The sequence below is a fragment of the Amycolatopsis dongchuanensis genome, from assembly GCF_039542405.1.
Classification (GTDB): Bacteria; Actinomycetota; Actinomycetes; order Mycobacteriales; family Pseudonocardiaceae; genus Amycolatopsis_E; species Amycolatopsis_E sacchari.
On record NZ_BAABIB010000006.1, the window covers coordinates 36,232 to 56,451 of the forward strand.

A 20,220-nucleotide genomic window follows, 5' to 3' on the forward strand; every position below is an offset into this window, starting at 1 on the left:
GGAGGGGCGGGCTGTGACTGAATTGAGCCATGTCGACCAGACCGGCGCCGCGCGGATGGTGGACGTCTCGGGCAAGGAGGCCACGGCCCGCACCGCGGTCGCGACGGGGGTCGTGCGGACGACCACCGAGGTGATCGGCCTGCTGTCGGCGAACGGCCTGCCCAAGGGTGACGCGCTCGCGACCGCCCGGATCGCCGGGATCATGGGCGCGAAGAAGGTGCCCGAGTTGATCCCGCTGTGCCACCAGATAGCGCTTTCCGGCGTCAAGGTGGAGTTCACGCTGGGCGAGTCGGAGGTGGCGATCCAGGCGACGGCGAAGACCACCGACCGGACGGGCGTCGAGATGGAGGCGCTCACCGCGGTCGCCGTCGCCGGGCTCACCCTGCACGACATGATCAAGGCGGTCGACCCCGCGGCGGTGCTGGACGCGGTGCGGCTGGAACGCAAGGACGGCGGCAAGACCGGAACGTGGGAGCGGCCATGAAGCGCACGGCACGGGTGATCGTCGCGTCGAACCGGGCGGCGTCGGGGGTGTACGAGGACAACACCGGCCCGGTGATCGTGGAGTGGCTGGCGGGGCGGGAGTTCGACGTGCCGGCGCCGATCGTGGTGCCGGACGGTGAGCCCGTGGGCAAGGCGCTGCGGAGCTGCCTGCAGGACGGGGTGGACGTCGTGATCACCACGGGTGGCACGGGCATCTCGCCGACGGACCGCACGCCGGACGAGACGGCCGCCCTGCTGGACGCCGAGCTGCCGGGGCTCGCGGACGCCATCCGGAACGCGGGCCTGCCTAAGGTGCCGACGGCGGTGCTGTCGCGCGGGGTGGCGGGCGTCGCGGGGCGGACGCTGGTCGTGAACCTGCCCGGTTCCCGCGGTGGTGTGAAGGACGGCCTCGGCGTGCTGGACGGCGTGCTGGCGCACGCCGTGGACCAGCTGGCTGGCGGTGATCATCCCCGGGCGGGGGCTGACGTTCCTGCCGCCGCTGCTCCGGGCGCCTCGGCTGCGTCGGGCGCCTCAGCCACCACGGGCGCTGAGCCCACCTCGGCTGCTGTCCCGGCGTCAGCGGCTGAGCGCACGCCGGCGGCTGTCCCGGCGTCAGCGGCTGAGCGCGCGTCGGCTGCTGTCCCCGCGTCGGCCGCCGGGCCAGCGTCGGCGGAGGTCGGGGCCGAAACGGTGGCGCCACCCCGGATCGCGCTGGCGCAGGTCACCGAGCAGCCGTTGTCGGTGGAAGCGCACGCCGAGCTGGTGGACGATCCGGCCGCGGGCGCCGTGGTGACCTTCGGTGGTGTGGTCCGCAACCACGACGGCGGCAAGTCGGTGGAGACGCTGTTCTACGAGGGCCACCCCAGCGCGGGAGATGTGCTGGCTCGGGTGGTCGCGGAGGTGTCGGCCCGCCGCGCTGGTGTGCGGGCGGTCGCTGTCAGTCACCGCCTGGGCGCTCTCGCGATCGGCGATGTGGCTCTGGCGTGCGCCGTGGCGGCCGATCACAGGGCCGAAGCCTTCGCGACGTGCGCCGAGCTGGTCGACGAGGTGAAGGCCCAGCTGCCGGTCTGGAAGCACCAGCACTTCGCCGACGGCACGGACGAATGGGTCAACTCGCCCTAGTGTGCCGCTGACGCGCTGGAGAGGCCGTCGCGGCCCCGAATGTCACCGCACCCCCGATTCGGCCGCGAGAGGCTCTCTGAGGGCGGTTTTGTCCGGGCCGGGGCGGTGTCTGCCATCGATGCGCCCTCGGATCGCCACGACCGGCGGTGTGGAGGCGCCCTTCACCGGCCTGAGCTACTCCGCCCGGGGGCCATGGCGTGTCCGGGTCCCGGGTCACACTTCCGTGTGGGGCGTTCGCCTCGGAGAAGCCAGGCTCAGCTGCACGCTGAACGCCGAGCCCGGCCGCGGGCCTGGCACGACCGATCGGGTGGCATGGCCGCTGGCACCGCGCGGACGGGCACTCGCCGCCGAGCCTGTTCGGGGCAGCCCATCCCGCTCGGCGGGAAGGCGCCACAGGCACAATCCGGCCTCGCCTGGGGCTCGGCCAGATCGAGGTTGGGCGTTGGGCAGCTTGGCGTGGCCAGCCGTGGCCCAGCTCAGCCTGGCTGGACGCAGCCTGGCTCCAACCGGCAGCCGCGCCCCGGCCCGGCCCAGCCTGGCCCGCCTCGGCCCGGGCAACTCCGGCCCGGCTCCGGGCCCGTAAACGCGTCGGCCCAGCTCCGCCCGGCCCAGCCCGCTCAGCTCCGCTCAGCCCGGCCCGGCTCAACCCAGCCCGACTCCCGCCGCCGGGCACGTCAGCTCAGCTCGGCCCGGCCCGACTCGGCCCGGCTCAGCTCCGCCCGCCCAGGCCCAGTCCGCCCAGGCCCAGCTCCGCTCGGCTCAGCCCAGCCCAGCCCGACCAGGCCAGCACAACCCGGCTCCGGCCTCCGGCCGCGCCGATCCAACCGGACCTGCCCGGACCCGGCCCTGGCACCGCAACGCCCGGGAAATGCCCGAGGGCCCCACCGCACGGGGGATAGCGGTGGGGCCCTCGGTTGCACAACGGGACTTCACAGACGTGGCTGTGTCAGTCCGCCGGCCGATCGCGTTGGTGCTGTGACCTTCAGCAGGTCACTTGGTGGCGATCTTCTGGCCGACCAGGATCAGGTTGGCGTTCGGGATGTACTGGGCGTTCAGCTGCTGGAGCTTCTGGTAGCCGCCCTCGACGTTGAACTGCTGCGCGATCTTCGACAGCGTGTCCCCGGCCACGACGGTGTAGTCACCGTTCGGGTTCGAGCTCGGCACCGCGGTCGCGGGCTGGGCCGCCACCTTCTTCGGCGCCGGAGCGGCGGCCTTCTTGGGGGTCGAGGTGCTCTTCTTCTGCTGGGTCTTCGCAGTGCTCTTGCTCTTCGAAGACGAGCTCGAAGCCGCGCCGGCCTTCTTGCTGCACACCGGCCAGGCGCCGGGGCCCTGGCCCTGCAGCACGCGCTCCGCGACCGCGATCTGCTGCTCACGCGACGCGTTCTGCGGCGAGCCGGTGCCGCCGTAGGCCTTCCACGTGCTCTGCGTGAACTGCAGACCACCGTAGTAGCCGTTACCGGTGTTCGTGCTCCAGTTGCCACCGCTCTCGCACTGCGCGATGGCGTCCCAGTTCACGCTGGAGGCCTGCGCGGGGGTCGCAGCGATCGCCAGCGGGGTGCCGACCGCGAGGCCCGCGACAGCGACGCGGGCGATGTTGCGAGCGGCGGGGGACATCTTGCGGTGCTTGCCTCGGTAGGACATTCGATCTATCTCGGGCTTCCGCGCCGTCGAGCCGACCCTCACGGGCCGTCTTGCGGGCGGACCCTCGCGGGCCCGTGGCTTCCCGGCGGGATCCGGGTTGCCGGCCCGGCCCACGCACGTGGCGCGGTCCAGGCTCCCTCCGCCCCTGTCCGGAAGCTTCTTTCGCTCGGGGTTTGTTTTCCGGGATTCCGCCGGACAGGGTTTGGCGCTTCGAAATCCCGGTCTTGCCTTGGCCGGTCGGGGCCAGCCGAAAAGCGACGGTACGTAACGGCGAGCGTGATCGGAAATTATTCGGTACGTGACCTACATCACAGTAACGGCACGCAACCTCTGCCGATTTGGGTGTTCTTCCTGCTCAGAGGCCCGTTATCGTCCCGTTTCCTGGCCGAGATATTTCACTGATCGTGAGGTCTGCATCACGTCGTAGGCGCACGACTGGGCCGTTCGTGAGCCCCCCGCAAACGGGAGGAAAACCTCCGCTTAACCCCCGGCAAAGGGCGGCAGGACGTCCAGCTCCGCCCCATCGGGCAGGGTCCGGGAGCGGTCCCTGACGGCGATCCCGTCCAGCAGGAAGCTGGCCGCCTCGAGCACCCGCGGCAGCTTCTCCGGGTGCCGCTCCCGCAGCACGCCCAGCGCCTCGGCCACGGACGCCCCCGCGGGCAGCTGGAGCGTCTCCTGCTCCACCCCCGAGGCCGCCCGCGCGGACGCGAAGTACCGCACCAGCACCTTCGTCACGGAAGTTTCAGCCCCCGATCGCGCTCATCGGCCGGATCGGCTGCGCGAACCCGGCGTCGTTGATCTCGTGGCCCGCCAGCTTGCCCCACATGGTCATCCGCCACGCATCGGCCACCGCTTCGTCGTCGGCGCCGCCCCGCAGCAGGCCTCGCAGGTCGGTCTCAGCGTTGCTGAACAGGCAGGACCGGACCGCGCCGTCCGCCGTGAGCCGCGTGCGCTCGCAAGCGGCGCAGAACGGCCTGGTCACGGACGCGATGACGCCCACCTCCGCGGGCCCGCCGTCGACGAGCCAGCGCTCCGCCGGGGCGCCACCGCGCTCCGACGGGCTGGGCGTCAGCTCGAACTCGGCCCGCAGCAGGCCCAGGATCTCCTCCGCGGTCACCATGTCCCCGCGGTTCCAGCCGTGCTGCGCGTCCAGCGGCATCTGCTCGATGAACCGGAGGTGGTAGCCGTGTTCGAGGCAGAACCGCAGCAGCGGCGCGGCTTCGTGTTCGTTCACCCCGCGCAGCAGCACGGCGTTGACCTTGACCGGGTCCAGCCCGGCGGCACGCGCCGCTTCGAGCCCGGCCAGCACGTGGGAGAGCCGGTCGCGGCGGGTGATCGCGCGGAACGTCTCCGGATCCACGGTGTCGAGCGAGACGTTGATCCGGTCCAGCCCGGCCGCGGCGAGCTTCGCCGCCCGCTTCGCCAGGCCGATTCCGTTGGTGGTCATCGAAAGCCGGGGCCGCGGGCGCAGCGCCGTGATCTCCGCGACGAGGTCCTCCAGCCCGGGGCGCAGCATCGGCTCGCCGCCGGTGAGCCGGATGTCGGTGACGCCGAGGCGTTCGACCGCGATCCGCAGCAGCCGCAACAGTTCTTCGTCCGTCAGCACGTCCTCGCCCGGCAGCCACGGCAGGCCCTCGGCGGGCATGCAGTAGGTGCAGCGGAGGTTGCACCGGTCGGTCAGCGAGACCCGCAGATCGGTGGCCACCCGCCCGAAGGTGTCGATGAGGGCAGGGTTGTCCGGCCGGGGCTGGGACGCGTTGGAGGCTCCCCGCAACCGGGGCAGACCGAGGTTCACCGCACTCACCGGACCCAGCCTAGCCCGATTCACGGTGCTGGAACGGTCACGGAAATGTCGAAAAATCCCAGCGTGGCCGCGTGATCGGCGCCCGGCGCGCGGCCGGTTCTCCGTAGCCGAAGACAGGACCGCATGGCTTTTCCGCATGCGCGGAGATAATGTCGCGGCCATGCCGCATTTTCGGTTCTCTGAAGCCGCCGCGCTGCTGGGTGTGAGCGACGACACCATTCGCCGCTGGGTCCGGGCCGGACAGCTGAGTTCCAGTGTGGACGCCTCGGGGCGCAAGGTCGTCGACGGCGCGGAGCTCGCCGCGTTCGCGCGGGAGCAGGCGGCGGGGCCGGACGACCCGTCCGGCGTCGGCCGGTCCGCCCGCAACCGGTTCGTCGGGCTCGTCACCGAGGTCGTCGTCGACAAGGTCATGGCGCAGGTGGAGCTCCAGTGCGGACCACACCGGGTGGTCTCGCTGATGAGCGCCGAGGCGGTGCGCGAGCTGGGGCTGCGGCCCGGGGTGCTCGCGGTGGCGGTGGTGAAGGCGACGACGGTCGTCGTCGAGACTCCTGGAGGAGAACGGTGAAGAAGCTTCTGGCCGCGCTGGCCGGTGTCGCGCTGTTGGTCACGGGCTGCGGCGGCAGCGGTAGTAACAGTAATAACAGTGGCGCCGGGCCGAGGACGCTGACGGTGTTCGCCGCGGCTTCGCTGACCGAGTCCTTCAACGCGCTCAAGACGGAGTTCGAGGCGTCGCACCCCGGCGTGACGGTGAAGTACAGCTTCGGCGGTTCTTCCAGCCTCGTCCAGCAGCTGACCAACGGCGCGAAGGCCGACGTGTTCGCCTCCGCCGACCAGACCAACATGGACAAAGCGGTCCAGGGCGGGGTGATCGACGGGGCGCCGACGGTCTTCGCCACCAACAAGCTGACGATCGCCGTCGCCCCGGGCAACCCGAAGGGGCTCAAGGCCTTCGCGGACCTGGCGGGTGCCGGGCTCAAGGTCGTCGTGTGCGCGCCGCAGGTGCCGTGCGGGTCGGCGGCGCAGAAGGTGGAGAAGGCCACGGGTGTCACGCTCAAGCCCGTGAGCGAGGAGCAGGACGTCAAGCAGGTGCTGACCAAGGTGGAGTCCGGGGACGCCGACGCCGGCCTCGTCTACGTCACCGACGCCGCCACGGCGCAGGGCAAGGTCGCGCAGGTCGACTTCCCCGAGGCCGCCCAGGCGGTCAACAACTACCCGATCGCGGTGGTCAAGGGGGCGCCGCAGAGCGACCTCGCCAAGGAGTTCGAGCAGTTCGTGCTCGGTGCGCAGGGCAGGCAGCAGCTGGCCAAGGTGGGTTTTGGCACGCCAGGCCAGTAGCGCGAAGGCGGCGGTCCCGCGGGTGCTGTGGGTGCCCGCGGGGCTGGCGCTCGCGCTGGTCGTGCTGCCGGTGGTGGGGCTGCTGGTGCGCACGGACCTGCGGCGGCTGCCGTCGCTGATCGTCTCGGACTCGTCGCTCGCGGCGCTCCGGCTGTCCGTGGAGACGGCCGCGATGTCGACCGTGGGCTGCGTGCTGCTGGGGGTGCCGCTCGCGGTGGTGCTCGCGCGGACGGAGGTGCGGGGCATCCGGCTGCTGCGGGCGGTCGTGCTGCTGCCGCTGGTGCTGCCGCCGGTGGTCGGCGGGCTCGCACTGCTGTACCTGCTCGGCCGGAAGGGGTTCCTCGGCTACCTGCTCGACGTCACGGCCGGGATCACGGTGCCGTTCACGACGACGGCGGTGGTGATCGCGCAGATCTTCGTGGCGATGCCGTTCCTCGTGGTGAGCCTGGAGGGCGCGCTGCGCAACGCCGGTGACTCCTACGAGCAGATCGGCGCGACGCTCGGCGCGAAGCCGTGGACGGTGTTCCGGCGCGTGACCCTGCCGCTGCTGCTGCCCGCGCTCGGTTCGGGCGCGGTGCTGAGCTTCGCGCGCTCGCTCGGGGAGTTCGGCGCGACCATCACGTTCGCGGGCAGTCTGGAGGGCGTGACGCGGACCCTGCCGCTGGAGGTCTACACGCAGGCGGAGTCCGATGTGGACAGTGCGGTCGCGGTGGCGCTGCTGCTGGTCGTGGTGGCGCTCGTGGTGATCGTCGTGGCGCGGCCGAAGGCGCTGGAAGGGCGGGCGTAGTGCTGCGCGCCGAGATCGAACTGGTCAGGGGGAGCTTCCGGCTCGCGGTCGGCTTCGAGGTGCCGGACGGCACGGTGCTGGCGATCCTCGGGCCGAACGGGTCGGGCAAGTCGAGCCTGCTCGGCAGCCTGTCGGGGCTGCTGCGGCCCGACCGCGCGACGATCCGGCTCGGCGAGCGCGAGCTGCACGGCCTGCCGCCGCACGAGCGGTCGGTCGGGCTGCTGGCCCAGGACGCGTTGCTGTTCCCGCACCTTTCGGTACTGGACAACGTCGCGTTCTCGCCGCGGTCGAAGGGGGCCCGGCGGGCGGAGTCGCGGGAGATCGCGCGGCGCTGGCTGGCCGAGGTGGACGCGACCGAGTTCGCCGACCGCAAACCGGCGCAGCTGTCCGGCGGGCAGGCCCAGCGGGTGGCGGTGGCGCGGGCGCTCGCGGGCGATCCGGACCTGCTGCTGCTCGACGAGCCGCTCGCCGCGCTGGACGTCGACGCCGCGCCCGCGATCCGCGGACTGCTGCGGCGGGTGCTCAGCACGCACCGCATCGGCGCGACGGTGCTCGTCACGCACGACCCGCTGGACGCGCTCGCGCTGGCCGATCACGTGCTGGTGCTGAGCGAAGGAAGCGCGGTCGAGCGCGGGCCGACGCGTGAGGTGCTCGCCGCGCCGCGTACGGCGTTCACTGCGCGCATCGCCGGGTTGAACCTCATTCCCGGCGTCGCGACCGAAGGCGGGTTGCGGGCCGAGGACGGCCGGTTCGTGGCGGGGATGCTCGCCGAGGACACCGCATTGGGTGAGGCCGCGGTGGCGGTGTTCGAGCCGAGCGCCGTGGCGGTCTACCCGGCGGAGGACGGGCATCCGGGCAGCCCGCGCAACACGGTGAAAGCGCTGGTGACGGCGCTCGAACCACATGGTCCGGTGATCCGGCTGCGGACGGACGCGAACCTCGCCGCGGACCTGACCCCGGCCGCCGTGGCGGACCTCGCGCTGGAACCGGGAACGCCCGTGCGGTTGTCGATCAAAGCCACGACGGTGACCGTGTACCCGGCTAGTCTTCCCCTATGACCCAGTGGACGTATCTGACGGACATGGACGGGGTCCTGGTGCACGAGGAGCACCTGGTCCCCGGCGCCGACGAGTTCCTCGCCGAGCTGCGCGCCCACGACACGCCGTTCCTGGTGCTCACGAACAACTCCATCTACACCCCGCGTGACCTGCGGGCGCGGCTGCTGAACACGGGCCTCGACGTGCCGGAGGAGCGCATCTGGACGTCCGCGCTCGCGACGGCGAAGTTCCTCGACAGCCAGCGGCCGAACGGCTCCGCGTTCGTGATCGGCGAGGCGGGCCTGACGACCGCGCTGCACGAAGCCGGGTACGTGCTCACCGACCGCGATCCGGACTACGTGGTGCTGGGGGAGACCCGCACGTACAGCTTCACGGCGATCACCAGGGCGATTCGCCTGATCGAGGGTGGCGCCAAGTTCATCGCGACGAACCCGGACGCGACCGGGCCGAGCCTGGAGGGCCTGCTGCCCGCGACCGGGTCCATCGCGGCGCTGATCGAGAAGGCCACCGGGCGTTCGCCGTACTACGTCGGCAAACCGAACCCGCTGATGATGCGCTCGGCCCTGCGGTCGCTGGGAGCGCACTCGGAGAGCACGATCATGATCGGTGACCGGATGGACACCGACGTGCACTCCGGGATCGAGGCCGGGCTGCAGACGGTCCTCGTGCTGACGGGCATCTCGACGAAGGAGTCGGCGGAGCGCTACCCGTACCGGCCGACGATGGTCGTGGATTCCATCGCCGACCTGGTGGGGCGCACGCAGGACCCGTTCACCGGTGGGCTGGGCGGGTAGCGGGACTGAGCAGGGCTTATCGTCGAGGGGTGGATGTCCCGACGTATGTCGTAGGTGACGTGCACGGGCACCGGGACGAACTGGCCGACGCCCTGCGCGAGAGCAAACTGGTCGACGAGCACGACGACTGGTGCGGTGAGGACGCGCACCTGTGGTTCCTCGGGGACTTCGTCGACCGGGGGCCGGACGGTGTCGGCGCCATCGACCTCGTCATGCGGTTGCAGGAGCAGGCGGCCGAGGCCGGTGGTGCCGTGCAGGCGCTGCTGGGGAACCACGAGATCCTGCTGCTGGGGATGTACCACTTTGGCGACACCGAGGTCCCGTCCGATTTCGGGCCGAGGAGCTTCGCGCGGAGCTGGGAGATCAACGGCGGGCTGCTGGCGGACCAGGACGCGCTCACGGACGACCACATCGAATGGCTGTCGACGCGCCCCCTCGTCGCCCACGCCGCCAACCACCTGCTGATGCACTCGGACACCCTCGAGTACCTCGAATGGGGGGACTCGGCGGAGGAGATCAACGAGACCGCGCAGGAGATACTGGCAGGCAACGACCTCGCCGCGTGGTGGGACGTGTGGCGCCGCATGACGACGCGCTACGCCTTCCGCGGCCCGAACGGCGCGGAGGTCGCGGCAGGCCTGCTGGACCGGCTCGGCGGCGAGCGGATCGTGCACGGCCACAGCGTGATCGCCGATCAGCTGGGCATCCACCCCACCCAGATCGAGGCCCCGTATCTCTACGCAGGCGGCAAAGCCCTGGGCATCGACGGCGGTCTGTTCGCAGGCGGCCCCTGCCTAGTGGTGCAGCTGCCCTGGGAACCAGAAGACTAGGGCCCGGCAACCGCCTCCCCGCACCCGGCAACGGAACGGAAGCGGCCACACCGCCCACACCCACCCCCGCCCCGATCCCCAGCCGCACTTACGGCCGATCCGGCGGGTCAAGAGTGGGCGAAGCCCATCCCGAAGGGACGCCGAAGGCGCTCTTGACGCGGTGGAGCGGCCGTGAACACTCAAAGATCGGGGCGGGGGTGGGGCCGCTCAGCAGGCGCGCCAGCGCCGGGAGACCCCGTGCCCGACTCGACCAGCAAGGAAGCCAGCGCGAGTCTCGAAAAAGGTTGCGGCCCTGGCCCAAAGTGATCCACCGGTATCAGGCGACGGGATGATCACCCAACTCTCGGGGTGGGTGCCCTCACGGCGCCGGCACGATCTCCTTCCCCAGCGGCACCAGTGACACGGGGATCAGCTTGAAGTTCGCCAGCCCCAACGGGATCCCGACGATCGTCACGCACAGGGCGATTCCGGTGATCACGTGGCCGAGCGCGAGCCACCAGCCCGCGAAGATGATCCACACGACGTTCCCCAGCACCGACGCGACGCCCGAGCGGTCGACGATGGTGCGGCCGAAGGGCCACAGCGCGTAGTTCGCGATGCGGAACGACGCGATGCCGAACGGGATGGTCACGATCAGCAGGCAGCAGACGATCCCCGCCGCGAGGTAGCCGAGTGCCATCCAGAAACCGGCGAAGACCAGCCAGATGATGTTCAGCAGCAAGCGCATCAGACCACCAGCTCCCCCCGCACCGTGGTGACGGCCTGGCCCGCCAGCAGGACCCGGTCACCCCGCAACGCCGTCCGGACCACGCCGCCCCGCGCCGAGGCCTGCTCGCCCACCAGTTTGTCCCGGCCCAGCTGAGCCGACCAGTACGGCGACAGCGTGCAGTGCGCCGAGCCCGTCACCGGGTCCTCCGGCACGCCGACGGCGGGACCGAACACACGGCTCACGAAGTCGATCTCCGGCTTGTCGCCCGGCGCGGTCACCACCACGCACCGCGCGTCCCAGCCCGCGATGACGTCCAGGTCCGGCTCCAGCGCCCGCACCTCGGCGGCGTCGTCGGTGCGCACGAGGATGTCCCACTTGCCCCGCAACACCTCGCGGACCGTCACGCCCGGCAGCGCGGGCACCACCTCGTCGGCCGTCGCGTGGGGCGGGTCCGCCGGGAAGTCCATGCTGACCCAGCCGTCCTCGGCCGTCGTGCGCAGCTCACCGCTGCGCGTCGTGAACACCTGCGAACCGCCGAGCACGTGACCGGTCGCGAGAGTGGCGTGCCCGCACAGGTCGACCTCGACCGTCGGGGTGAACCAGCGCAGCGGCTTCGGACCCTCGGCCGCCACCTCCACGAACGCCGTCTCGGCGTGCTTCAGCTCCGCGGCGACCGACTGCATCCAGGCCGGATCCGCGGGTTCGTCCAGCAGCACGACCCCGGCGGGGTTGCCGGCGAAAGCCCGATCGGTGAACGCGTCGACGATGTACAGGCGCATATCGCCACCCTAGGCCCACCCGTCGCCCGACCACCGCCCCTCATGGAAATGCTGCGCATTGCAGCTAAAATTCCAAAGTCAGCGTTGACCTTTTGCCAGGAGGCCGAACCATGCCTGCCGTGCCGAGCTACTCCTCCGGTACCTCCGACGTCCCGCTGCTGGGCGACACGATCGGCGACAACTTCGACCGGACAGTGCAGGCATTCGGTGACCGGGACGCGCTGGTCGACCGCGCGAGCGGCCGCCGCTGGACCTACGCCGAACTCGCCGCCGAGGTGGACGCGCTCGCGCTCGGCCTGCTCGACCTGGGCATCGGCAAGGGCGACCGGGTCGGCATCTGGGCGCCGAACTGTGCGGAGTGGACGTTCACGCAGTACGCGACCGCGAAGATCGGTGCCATCCTCGTCAACATCAACCCGGCGTACCGCTCGCACGAGCTGGAGTTCGTGCTCAACCAGGCAGGCATCCGGCTGCTGATCGCCGCCGAGAAGTTCAAGACCTCCGACTACGCGGGCATGATCGAGGAGGTCCGGCCGCGCTGCGAACGGCTGGAGCACGTCGCGCTCATCGGTGGCGAGCTGTGGAACTCCTTGCTGGACAACGGAAAGCGCGCCGACCGGGCCGCATTGGAGTACATCCCGCTGGCCGCGGACGACCCGATCAACATCCAGTACACGTCGGGTACCACGGGCTTCCCGAAGGGTGCGACGCTGTCGCACCACAACATCCTCAACAACGGCTTCTTCGTCGGCGAGCTGTGCAACTACACCGAGTCCGACCGCATCTGCATCCCCGTGCCCTTCTACCACTGCTTCGGCATGGTGATGGGCAACCTCGCGGCCACCAGCCACGGCGCGTGCATGGTGATCCCCGCCCCGGCGTTCGACCCGAAGGCCACCCTCGAAGCGGTGCAGGCCGAGCGCTGCACCTCGCTCTACGGCGTGCCGACGATGTTCATCGCCGAGCTCGCCCAGCCGGGCTTCGAGTCCTACGACCTGTCCAGCCTGCGCACCGGCATCATGGCCGGTTCGCCCTGCCCGGTCGAGGTGATGAAGCAGGTCATCGAGCGGATGGGCATGGGTGAGGTCTCCATCTGCTACGGCATGACCGAGACCTCGCCGGTGTCCACGCAGACGCGTGCCGACGACTCCATCGAACGGCGGGTCTCCACGGTCGGCCGGGTCGGCCCGCACCTGGAGGTCAAGGTCGTCGACCCGGAGACCGGCCTGACCGTGCCGCGCGGCGAGCCCGGCGAGCTGTGCACGCGCGGGTACTCGGTGATGCTCGGCTACTGGGAGCAGCCCGACAAGACCGCCGAGGCGATCGACTCCGCCCGCTGGATGCACACCGGCGACCTTGCGGTGATGGACGAGGAGGGCTACCTCAACATCACCGGCCGCATCAAGGACATGGTCATCCGGGGCGGCGAGAACATCTACCCGCGTGAGATCGAGGAGTTCCTGTACACGCACCCGGACGTCCTCGACGCGCAGGTGATCGGCGTGCCGGACGAGCGCTACGGCGAGGAACTCATGGCGTGGATCCGGATGCGCGAGGGCGCCGAGCCGCTGACGGCGGAGGCGCTGCGCGAGTTCTGCACCGGCAAGCTCGCGCACTACAAGATCCCCCGTTACGTGCACGTCGTCGACGAGTTCCCGATGACGGTCACCGGCAAGATCCGCAAGGTCGAGATGCGGCAGCAGGCGGTCAGCCTGCTGGGCCTGGAGCGGGCGGCGGCCACCCGGCACGCGTGAGAGCGAGCGACCCAGGAGGTAAGGCGATGACAGTCCGGCTCAATCCGTACCTGCACTTCAAGGGCAACGCCAGGGAGGCGATGGAGCACTACCACCGGGTGTTCGGGGGCACGCTGAACCTGAGCACCTTCGGCGAGTTCGGCGCGCCCGACGAGCAGCTGGCCGACAAGATCATGCACGGCCAGCTCGAGACCGACGGCGGCCTGACGCTGATGGGCTCGGACCTGCCGCCGAACATGGAACACAGCCAGGGCAACACGGTCAGCGTGTCCCTCAGCGGCGACGACGCGGAGACGCTGCGCGGGTACTGGGAGAAGCTCTCCGACGGCGCCACGGTGGAGACGCCGCTGGAGAAGCAGATGTGGGGTGACGAGTTCGGCTCGTGCGTCGACCGGTTCGGCGTGCACTGGCTGGTGGACATCGCCCAGCAGGCCTGAACCCGGGCGGGTGCGGCAGCCGCCGCACCCGCCTTCCGGTTTCGGGCTTCAGTGGACGCCGGCGCTGGAGGCGGCCGCCCCGATGACCAGGATCCAGAACAGGCCGAACAGCAGCGCCAGGATCCCGCACACGAGGCCCGCGACCGCCATCCCGCGTCCGGAAGCGTTCTTGGTGTTGGCGTTGTGGATACCCACGCCGGACAGGACGACGGCGACCGCGCCCAGGATGAACCCGAGGACCGGGAACCAGCCGAACACGAGGCCGACGATGCCGGTGACCATCCCGCCGATGGCGACCCCGTTGCCCGGTTGCTGCTGCGGGGCGGCGTACGGCGGCTGAGCATTCAGGACGAAAAGCCGCCGCACCCGGCCCGCCGATTTCAGCCGCGCCTCAGCCGACCGACTCGGCGAACGCCTTCGCGTCCTCCTCGCCGAAGGTCTCCTCCAGCTGCTCCGGCGAGTAGTCCAGGTCGATCTGCTCGACCGGCACACCCCGCGCGGACTCGATCGCCCCGAGGCGGCGCTGCGCGCGGTCCGCGGCGTAGGTGACGAACTCCTGCGGGTCGTTCTCGAACGGCGGCTCTTCGAACTGCTCGTTGACCCACTGGATCATGCCCAGCGCGTGCGGCAGCAGCTCACCCATGCGCTGCTGCACCGCCTCCCACAGCGAGTCGTCGGCGGCGATGTGCCTGCGGCAGGTGAACGTGCCCCATGCCATGTGCCTGCGCTCGTCGTCCCCGATGTGCTTCACCAGCTGCTGCATCCCCGGCAGGATGCCGCGCTTCGTGCACACCTTCTGCCAGGCGTAGTACCCGGTGAGCGCGAGGCTGCCCTCGATGACGTGGTTGTACGTGACGCTCGCGCGGATCTGGTTGAGCGGGCTGGGATCCGAGGCGAGCAGGTTCAGCGACTCGGGCAGCTCCTCGTAGAACAGCTTGCGGTAGTGCGGGTTCTCCGACACGTACGACGTCAGGTCCTCGGTCAGGCCCACCGCGTCCATCCAGCGCCGGAAGACCTCGGTGTGCTTGGCCTCCTCGAAGCAGAACTGGCTGAGGTACATCTCGTCGCCGAAGCGGCCCTCGGCCGCCATCGCCTTCATGAAGGGCTGGATGTCCTCGGTCACCGCCTCCTCACCGGCGATGAACTGGGCGCACAGGTACGTCGCCGACCGGCGTTCCTCGTCGTTGAGCGACTCCCAGTCGGCCCGGTCGGCGGAGAAGTCGATGTCGGCGGGGTTCCAGAACCTCCGGTTGCCCTTGACGAACAGCCGGAGCGGGAAGGAGTCCCAGTTGAGCCCGCCGCGGCGCAGCGAGGCGAAGCCGGTCCGGTGGGGGACGAGGGTTCCGGTCATTTCTCACACTCCAATGTGGACGAATGTGCGGCGATGGCGGGGCCGAGCGCGGCGCACACCATATCCGCCGCCTCCGCGGCGGGGTGGGTGGGCAGCACGAGGTGGCTCAGGGCCAGCCGGCTGGCGGTCTCGGCGAGCAGGCGCGCGGTCGGCTCGTCGAGCGCGGGCAGGAACTCGAGGTAGCGGGCGGCGGCCAGTTCCGTGGCGGCGGACAGCACGGGCTCGCCCTTCGTGGTGAGCAGGGGCAGCAGGTCCTCCCCGGCGGTGGTCCCCAGCGCGGCGGCGACCAGTTTGTTCTCGCGGGCGTGCTCGATGGTGAAGACGACCGCGCGGTGCATGCCGGTGAGCAGGTCCGGCGCGTCCTCGAACAGGGTGCGGATGCCTTCGAGGAACTCCGCGGTGGTGCGCAGCGCGACGGCTTCGACCAGCGCGGTCTTGTTGCCGAACTCGTTGTACACGGTCTGCCGGCTCACCCCCGCCGCCGCGGCGACGTCCGCCATCCGCAGCCCGGCGTGCCCGTGCTCGGCGAGCAGTGCTGTCGCGGCCTCGAGGAGGGTCTCCCGCAGCGAGGCCTTGGTGCGCTCGGTGAACGACGAGGTGATGTCCGACACAGCAGCAGCTTGACACAAGGAGAAGAGATGTCAAACAACTTGACCCGATCGGACGCGATGTAAAGACCGTACGGTGGGGGACGTGGGGATGACGGTGGGCTTCGACCTGGACATGACTCTGATCGACCCGAGACCGGGCATGGCCTCGGTGATGAACGCGCTCGGCGAGGAGGCGGGGCTGCCCCTCGACGGCGAGCACTTCGCGAGCAACCTCGGCCCGCCGCTGGACATGGTGCTGCGGGACTTCGGCGCCCCCGAGGACCGCATCCCCGAGCTGGTCGCGCGCTTCCGCGAGCTCTACCCCGAGATCGTCGTGCCCGGCACGGTCGCACTGCCGGGCGCGCACGAGGCGCTCGAAGCGGTGCGCCGCGCGGGCGGGCGGACTGTCGTCGTCACGGGCAAGTACCGGCCGAACGCCGTGCGGCACATCAAGGCGCTGGGCTTCGAGGTGGACGTCGTGGTCGGCGAGCTGTGGGCCGCGGGCAAGGCCGTGGCGCTGCGCGAACACGGGGCGCGGGCCTACGCGGGCGACCACCTCGGCGACGTGCGGGGCGCGCTCGCCGCGGGCGCGGTGCCCGTCGCGGTCGCGACCGGCCCGTGCACGCGGGAGGAACTCGTCGCCGCCGGCGCGGAGGTCGTGTTCGACAGCCTGGCGGAGTTCCCGGACTGGTTCAGCGCTTTCGGTGCTCCCGAACCAGCGCGATGAACCCGAGGACGATCCCCAGCGGGGTCGCGACGCCGGCGACGAGGCTCAGCCACAGCGGCAGGTCCCGCAGACCCGCGGCGAACAGGATGAACACCACCAGCACGGCCAGTACGCCGAAAGCGAACACACCGATGCCCAGCCGCATGAGCCAAGGTTTGTTCTGCCGGGTGTTCGCGACGTCGTTCATGGGCACAAGGTTAGAACGGTTGGCTACTTCTCCCCGAGGTGGATAGCGGGATAGGCTGGCCGGTACGCGTCCTGGGTACGCCCCGGGGCGCGTTCGTCGTGCAGGGCAGGCGAACTGACGAAGCAGAGCGAAGGAACGGGTGAGGGCAGTGCCGACCGGCAAGGTCAAGTGGTACGACGCGGAGAAGGGATTCGGTTTCGTCACCCAGGACGGTGGCGAGGACGTCTACATCCGCAAGACCGCGCTACCTCCGGGGGTAGAGGCACTCAAGGCGGGCCAGCGGCTCGAGTTCGGGGTCGCCGAAGGCCGCCGCGGCCCGCAGGCGCTTTCCGTCCGGCTGATCGACTCGCCGCCTTCGGTCGCCGAGGCGCGGCGTCGTCCCGCCGAGGAGCTGCACGGGCTCGTCGAGGACATGATCAAGCTGCTCGAGATGAAGGTCCAGCCGGACCTGCGGCGCGGCCGCTACCCGGACCGGAAGAACACCAAGCGCATCGCCGAGGTCATGCGCGCGGTGGCCAGGGACCTCGACCCGTAAGCCGTGGTGGGAAGCGGCGGAGCCGCTTGCTGTGGGCCGTCAGCTTGCACCGCTGCGGGTTTGCAGGGGGTCAGCCGCGCGCAGCACCTCCGTTGAGGGTGGCGGTGGGCGGTTCCTCGCGAAGACAGCGCGACAGTGTTGATCAAAGACTGCGACCTGGCGCACCTCTATGAGTCGGCGATCCCGAAGCCGGAGGCATTGCGGCGCGCAGCGCCTCCGCCGGGGGTGGTGGTCGGGCTGGCGGGCGGGGCTCAGGTTCCGCCACGCAAACCACTTCGATACGGGCTCTAGCCCTCAGGGCTGGATCTGCAGGGACCAGTAGGCGCGGGCGACCAGCTGCGGGTTGCCGTTCTCGTCGAGGATCGGGTTGCCCGACTGGTCGGCGGCGTAGGCCGCACCGATCTGCTGGACCTCGACCACCACGAGCTGGTTGTCCGCGCCCCCGGGCGTCGCCGTGTACGCGAGGCGGCTGCCCGGGGCGAAGAACTCCTGCTTGACCTGCAGGTTCCCGCTCGCGTCCGCGTACTGCACGTTGACCAGCCACGGGGTGTCGCTGATCTCCGACGGCACGGAGATCTGCACCGGCCTGCCCTTGCGCACCTTGAGCGTGGCGATGTCCTCGGGGTGCCGGTCGCAGTCGCGCACGAGCGCGTCGCAGTGGACGGCGGGGCCGGTGTCGACCGTGTGCCCGTCTCCGTAGAACGTGACCTCGGGCGGGCCGACGGTCGCCGAGCATCCCGTGAGTGCCAGTGCACCAGCCGCCAAGATTCCGAAGACCCGACTACGCCGCATGGGCGAAACACTAATTAAGCAGCGGTGCGCGCCGGGCGCTGGGGGCGCTTCCGGCCGAGGAACGGCAGCAGCGTCGCGCCGCGCGAGAGCAGCACGGTCTGCGTGAGCCCGAGGCCCAGCAGCACCGAAACCACCAGGAAGCCGATCCAGTACGTCGGCGGCAGCAGCAGGCCCACCGCCCCGCCGAAGCACCACGCCAGCTGCAGCACGGTCTCCGACCGGCCGAACGCCGACGCCCGTGACTCCTCCGGCAGGTCGGACTGGATCACCGCGTCGAGGCTGATCTTCGCGAGCGCACTCGCCGTCGCGCCGACCAGGCCGACGATCGCGGCCGTGGCGATACCCGCGAACACGGCGGCGAGCACCGTGGACAGCAGCGCGGCGCCGAGGCTGCCGAGCACCACCTGCGTGGGATGCCCGAACTGCAGCCGCGAACCGAGCGCGTTGCCGACGAACCCGCCCGCACCCGCCGCGGCGCCGATGATGCCGAGCAGCAGCAGCTGCGTGAACGGGCTCTGCCCGTTGGCCTCGGCGTGCGCCTTCACCGCGAACGCCGCGAACATCATCAGAAACCCGGTCAGCACCCGCACCGAGCCGTTGCCCCACAGCGCCAGCACGACCTCGTGGCCGAGGGGCTGCCGCTTCTTCTTGCCCGGCCGCGCCTTGAGAGACGCGGGCACCTCGCCCTCGGTCGCCTCGACCCACGACGGGATCCGCATCGACTGCACCGCCGCCGCGACGCAGATCAGGCCGGTGAACCACAGGGCGCCAGCGGAGCCGAGCAGCGAGTTGACGCCGCTGGCGACCGCGCCGAACGCACCACCGGCGGCGAGCCCGAACACCGTCAGCCTCGCGTTGGTCTTCGACAGCGTCACCCCGCGTGGCACGACCCGCGGCGTGACCGCGGACTTCAGCACGGTGAACGACTTCGACAGCACCATCATCCCGAGCGCCGCCGGGTACAGCCCCCAGTCGTCGAAGTGCAGCGCCATGATCGCCGCCATCAGGCCCTGGCCCAGCGAGGACACGCACATGGCGAGCCTGCGGCCGCGCTGGATGCGGTCGAGCGCGGGCCCGATCACGGGCGCGACCACCGCGAACGGGGCGATCGTGATCAGCAGGTACAGCGCGACGCGGCTCTTGCTCTCCCCGCTCGTGGCCGCGAAGAACAACGTGTTCGCCAGCGCCACGGCCATCGCCGCGTCACTGGCGTAGTTCAGCATCACCGCGTACATCAGCGACGTCAGGCCGGACTTGTCCGCGCCGTCGGCCTTCGCCGCGCGCTGGAACGCGCCGACCGCCTTGCCGCCCAGCTCACGGCTGCGCAGCGCGGCGACCCTGGTGACCGTGAGCTTCTTGGGCATGCGCGGCAGCGGCCCCGCGGTGGCCTCGGTGCGGTGCTCGTGCCGCTCCTGCCGCGGCTCCTCCGGCCTGGCACCACCGGGCGGGTAGCCGTCGGTGCCGTAGTGCTCGTACAGCGGTTCGGTGCGGCGGGGCGGCGGCTCGCGACGGGGCGGCTCGCTCGGGCGCGGCGGGTACGGCCGCGCGCCACGCGGAGGCGGCGGCGCCGTCCGGAAGCCCTCGGTCGGCACTTCCTCCGTCGGCATGGCGCGCGTGGACGTGGCCGGGCGCCAGCTCTGCCCGGCCCCCGGCTCCGGCGTCCACTTCCGTTTGCGCCCCACGCGTCAATCTTGCCTCATGACCAGGCCAGAAGGCGGCCCGATCAGGAGGTTGCCACGAATTTCACCCGGAACAGGCTCGGCCAGTACTTGCCGGTGAGCAGGAACTCGTCGGTCCCCGGCACCGCGGCGATGCCGTTGAGCACGTCGGCCTGCTGCCGCTGCGCGTCCGTGAGCAGGCCCGACGCGTCGATCAGGGCCTCGACCTCGCCGCTCGCCGCGTCGATCCGCAGGATCGTGTCGGTCTGCCACACGTTCGCGTACACGTCGCCGCCGACGCACTCCAGCTCGTTGAGCTGGTCGAACGTCTGGTTCCCCGCGTGCACGGTGACGGTGCCGAGCGGGGCGAACGTGACCGGATCGCGGAAGGTGAGCCGGCTGGAGCCGTTGCTCATCACCAGCCGGTCCCGCTGGTGGCACAGGCCCCAGCCCTCACCCTCGTACGGCACCCGCCGCAGCTCGGTGAGCGTGTGCGCGTCGCGCTCGATCGCGACGCCGTTCTGCCAGGTCAGCTGCCACAGCTTGGTGCCGACGACCGTGATCCCCTCGCCGAACAGCGGATTGGGCAGCGCGGCCCGGACGGCGGGCGCGGCGCCCGGCGGTCCGGCCCGCACCTCCGAGCTGCCGACCATCCCGGTGCCCTCGTACAGCGTGCCGCCGTCCAGTTCCAGGCCCTCCGTGAACGCGGACGTGTCGTGCGGGAGCGTCGCGAGCACGTCGGCACGCAGTCGCGGAACGGAGCCGTCCGCTCGCGGAGCGCTGGCGGCACAGGCCGTCAGAGCCGTGACCAGCGCGAGGAAGATCGAGACCAGGATGCGCACGGCCT

24 protein-coding genes are annotated in these 20,220 nt (G+C 70.9%); 12 read left to right on the forward strand and 12 right to left on the reverse strand.

The features are described 5' to 3' along the window. Window positions 1-13: 13 nt before the first annotated feature. Together moaC and ABFX51_RS01170 are read left to right on the forward strand one after the other, a co-directional pair. Window positions 14-484: a cyclic pyranopterin monophosphate synthase MoaC gene (moaC, locus tag ABFX51_RS01165; protein WP_091514704.1), complete on the forward strand. Its 471-nt coding sequence runs from the start codon at window positions 14-16 to the stop codon at window positions 482-484. Then, window positions 481-1,605 carry a molybdenum cofactor biosynthesis protein MoaE gene (locus tag ABFX51_RS01170; RefSeq protein WP_346051498.1) on the forward strand — a complete coding sequence of 375 codons (1,125 nt, stop codon included), beginning with the start codon at window positions 481-483 and terminating at the stop codon, window positions 1,603-1,605. The genes moaC and ABFX51_RS01170 overlap by 4 nt, the downstream gene beginning before the upstream one ends. Before the next feature lie 990 nt (window positions 1,606-2,595). On the opposite strand, the gene ABFX51_RS01175 is transcribed toward ABFX51_RS01170, so the two are convergent. The 3 genes from ABFX51_RS01175 to moaA form a co-directional block, all read right to left on the reverse strand. Then, window positions 2,596-3,246 carry a LysM peptidoglycan-binding domain-containing protein gene (locus tag ABFX51_RS01175; RefSeq protein WP_091514700.1) on the reverse strand — a complete coding sequence of 217 codons (651 nt, stop codon included), beginning with the start codon at window positions 3,244-3,246 and terminating at the stop codon, window positions 2,596-2,598. Between the two features lie 480 nt (window positions 3,247-3,726). Further along, window positions 3,727-3,981 carry a MoaD/ThiS family protein gene (locus ABFX51_RS01180; RefSeq protein WP_177228940.1) on the reverse strand — a complete coding sequence of 85 codons (255 nt, stop codon included), beginning with the start codon at window positions 3,979-3,981 and terminating at the stop codon, window positions 3,727-3,729. A gap of 7 nt (window positions 3,982-3,988) precedes the next feature. After that, window positions 3,989-5,050: a GTP 3',8-cyclase MoaA gene (gene moaA / locus ABFX51_RS01185; RefSeq protein WP_346051500.1), complete on the reverse strand. Its 1,062-nt coding sequence runs from the start codon at window positions 5,048-5,050 to the stop codon at window positions 3,989-3,991. Window positions 5,051-5,210: 160 nt separating this feature from the next. On the opposite strand from moaA, the gene ABFX51_RS01190 reads away from it, so the two are divergent. Genes ABFX51_RS01190 through ABFX51_RS01215 form a run of 6 tightly spaced genes read left to right on the forward strand, consistent with a single transcriptional unit; the run spans window position 5,211 to window position 9,854 of the window. After that, a complete protein-coding gene (locus ABFX51_RS01190; protein WP_091514696.1) occupies window positions 5,211-5,615 on the forward strand; it encodes a TOBE domain-containing protein in 405 nt (134 codons plus the stop codon). Next, a complete protein-coding gene (gene modA, locus ABFX51_RS01195; RefSeq protein ID WP_346051503.1) occupies window positions 5,612-6,385 on the forward strand; it encodes a molybdate ABC transporter substrate-binding protein in 774 nt (257 codons plus the stop codon). The genes ABFX51_RS01190 and modA overlap by 4 nt, the downstream gene beginning before the upstream one ends. Next, a complete protein-coding gene (locus ABFX51_RS01200) occupies window positions 6,366-7,172 on the forward strand; it encodes an ABC transporter permease (protein WP_245783347.1) in 807 nt (268 codons plus the stop codon). Before modA ends, ABFX51_RS01200 begins: the two co-directional genes overlap by 20 nt. Next, window positions 7,172-8,230 carry a sulfate/molybdate ABC transporter ATP-binding protein gene (locus ABFX51_RS01205; RefSeq protein ID WP_346051505.1) on the forward strand — a complete coding sequence of 353 codons (1,059 nt, stop codon included), beginning with the start codon at window positions 7,172-7,174 and terminating at the stop codon, window positions 8,228-8,230. The genes ABFX51_RS01200 and ABFX51_RS01205 overlap by 1 nt, the downstream gene beginning before the upstream one ends. Continuing rightward, window positions 8,227-9,024 (forward strand): HAD-IIA family hydrolase, encoded by a 798-nt coding sequence (locus ABFX51_RS01210; protein WP_091514685.1) that lies wholly within the window; start codon window positions 8,227-8,229, stop codon window positions 9,022-9,024. The genes ABFX51_RS01205 and ABFX51_RS01210 overlap by 4 nt, the downstream gene beginning before the upstream one ends. A gap of 29 nt (window positions 9,025-9,053) precedes the next feature. Then, window positions 9,054-9,854 (forward strand): metallophosphoesterase, encoded by an 801-nt coding sequence (locus tag ABFX51_RS01215; protein ID WP_346051507.1) that lies wholly within the window; start codon window positions 9,054-9,056, stop codon window positions 9,852-9,854. A gap of 358 nt (window positions 9,855-10,212) precedes the next feature. Here ABFX51_RS01215 and ABFX51_RS01220 read toward each other — a convergent pair whose 3' ends face one another. Both ABFX51_RS01220 and ABFX51_RS01225 read right to left on the reverse strand, forming a co-directional pair. Then, window positions 10,213-10,581 (reverse strand): YccF domain-containing protein, encoded by a 369-nt coding sequence (locus tag ABFX51_RS01220; RefSeq protein ID WP_091514680.1) that lies wholly within the window; start codon window positions 10,579-10,581, stop codon window positions 10,213-10,215. Further along, on the reverse strand, window positions 10,581-11,342 hold the full coding sequence (locus ABFX51_RS01225; protein ID WP_346051509.1) for a PhzF family phenazine biosynthesis protein: 762 nt from the start codon (window positions 11,340-11,342) through the stop codon (window positions 10,581-10,583). The genes ABFX51_RS01220 and ABFX51_RS01225 overlap by 1 nt, the downstream gene beginning before the upstream one ends. 110 nt (window positions 11,343-11,452) lie before the next feature. On the opposite strand from ABFX51_RS01225, the gene ABFX51_RS01230 reads away from it, so the two are divergent. Both ABFX51_RS01230 and ABFX51_RS01235 read left to right on the forward strand, forming a co-directional pair. Then, a complete protein-coding gene (locus ABFX51_RS01230) occupies window positions 11,453-13,096 on the forward strand; it encodes an AMP-binding protein (RefSeq protein WP_346051511.1) in 1,644 nt (547 codons plus the stop codon). A 26-nt stretch (window positions 13,097-13,122) separates the two neighbouring features. Continuing rightward, a complete protein-coding gene (locus ABFX51_RS01235; RefSeq protein WP_091514673.1) occupies window positions 13,123-13,533 on the forward strand; it encodes a VOC family protein in 411 nt (136 codons plus the stop codon). Window positions 13,534-13,581: 48 nt separating this feature from the next. Here ABFX51_RS01235 and ABFX51_RS01240 read toward each other — a convergent pair whose 3' ends face one another. The 3 genes from ABFX51_RS01240 to ABFX51_RS01250 are packed head-to-tail and all read right to left on the reverse strand — an operon-like array spanning window position 13,582 to window position 15,495. Further along, entirely contained in the window at window positions 13,582-13,899 is a 318-nt protein-coding gene (locus ABFX51_RS01240) for a DUF4190 domain-containing protein (RefSeq protein ID WP_346051513.1), read from the reverse strand. A 25-nt stretch (window positions 13,900-13,924) separates the two neighbouring features. Further along, window positions 13,925-14,884, reverse strand: coding sequence for a R2-like ligand-binding oxidase (locus ABFX51_RS01245; protein ID WP_346051515.1), 960 nt, complete (start codon window positions 14,882-14,884; stop codon window positions 13,925-13,927). Continuing rightward, the gene (locus ABFX51_RS01250; protein ID WP_091514669.1) at window positions 14,881-15,495 is read right to left on the reverse strand and encodes a TetR/AcrR family transcriptional regulator; all 615 of its coding nucleotides are present in this window, start codon (window positions 15,493-15,495) and stop codon (window positions 14,881-14,883) included. Before ABFX51_RS01250 ends, ABFX51_RS01245 begins: the two co-directional genes overlap by 4 nt. A gap of 82 nt (window positions 15,496-15,577) precedes the next feature. Here ABFX51_RS01250 and ABFX51_RS01255 point away from each other — a divergent pair, with 82 nt between their 5' ends. Continuing rightward, entirely contained in the window at window positions 15,578-16,201 is a 624-nt protein-coding gene (locus tag ABFX51_RS01255) for an HAD family hydrolase (protein WP_346051517.1), read from the forward strand. Here ABFX51_RS01255 and ABFX51_RS01260 read toward each other — a convergent pair. Then, window positions 16,167-16,388: a hypothetical protein gene (locus ABFX51_RS01260; RefSeq protein ID WP_091514664.1), complete on the reverse strand. Its 222-nt coding sequence runs from the start codon at window positions 16,386-16,388 to the stop codon at window positions 16,167-16,169. The genes ABFX51_RS01255 and ABFX51_RS01260 overlap by 35 nt on opposite strands. A 148-nt stretch (window positions 16,389-16,536) precedes the next feature. Here ABFX51_RS01260 and ABFX51_RS01265 point away from each other — a divergent pair, with 148 nt between their 5' ends. After that, the gene (locus tag ABFX51_RS01265) at window positions 16,537-16,923 is read left to right on the forward strand and encodes a cold-shock protein (RefSeq protein WP_346051568.1); all 387 of its coding nucleotides are present in this window, start codon (window positions 16,537-16,539) and stop codon (window positions 16,921-16,923) included. Between the two features lie 294 nt (window positions 16,924-17,217). On the opposite strand, the gene ABFX51_RS01270 is transcribed toward ABFX51_RS01265, so the two are convergent. From ABFX51_RS01270 to ABFX51_RS01280, 3 genes are all read right to left on the reverse strand, one after another. After that, complete coding sequence (locus tag ABFX51_RS01270; protein ID WP_346051519.1) at window positions 17,218-17,715, reverse strand: DUF2771 family protein; 498 nt, start codon at window positions 17,713-17,715, stop codon at window positions 17,218-17,220. 14 nt (window positions 17,716-17,729) lie between these two features. Further along, entirely contained in the window at window positions 17,730-19,322 is a 1,593-nt protein-coding gene (locus ABFX51_RS01275; protein WP_425425878.1) for an MFS transporter, read from the reverse strand. A 116-nt stretch (window positions 19,323-19,438) separates the two neighbouring features. Then, window positions 19,439-20,215 (reverse strand): glutaminyl-peptide cyclotransferase, encoded by a 777-nt coding sequence (locus ABFX51_RS01280; RefSeq protein ID WP_346051522.1) that lies wholly within the window; start codon window positions 20,213-20,215, stop codon window positions 19,439-19,441. Window positions 20,216-20,220: the final 5 nt, after the last annotated feature.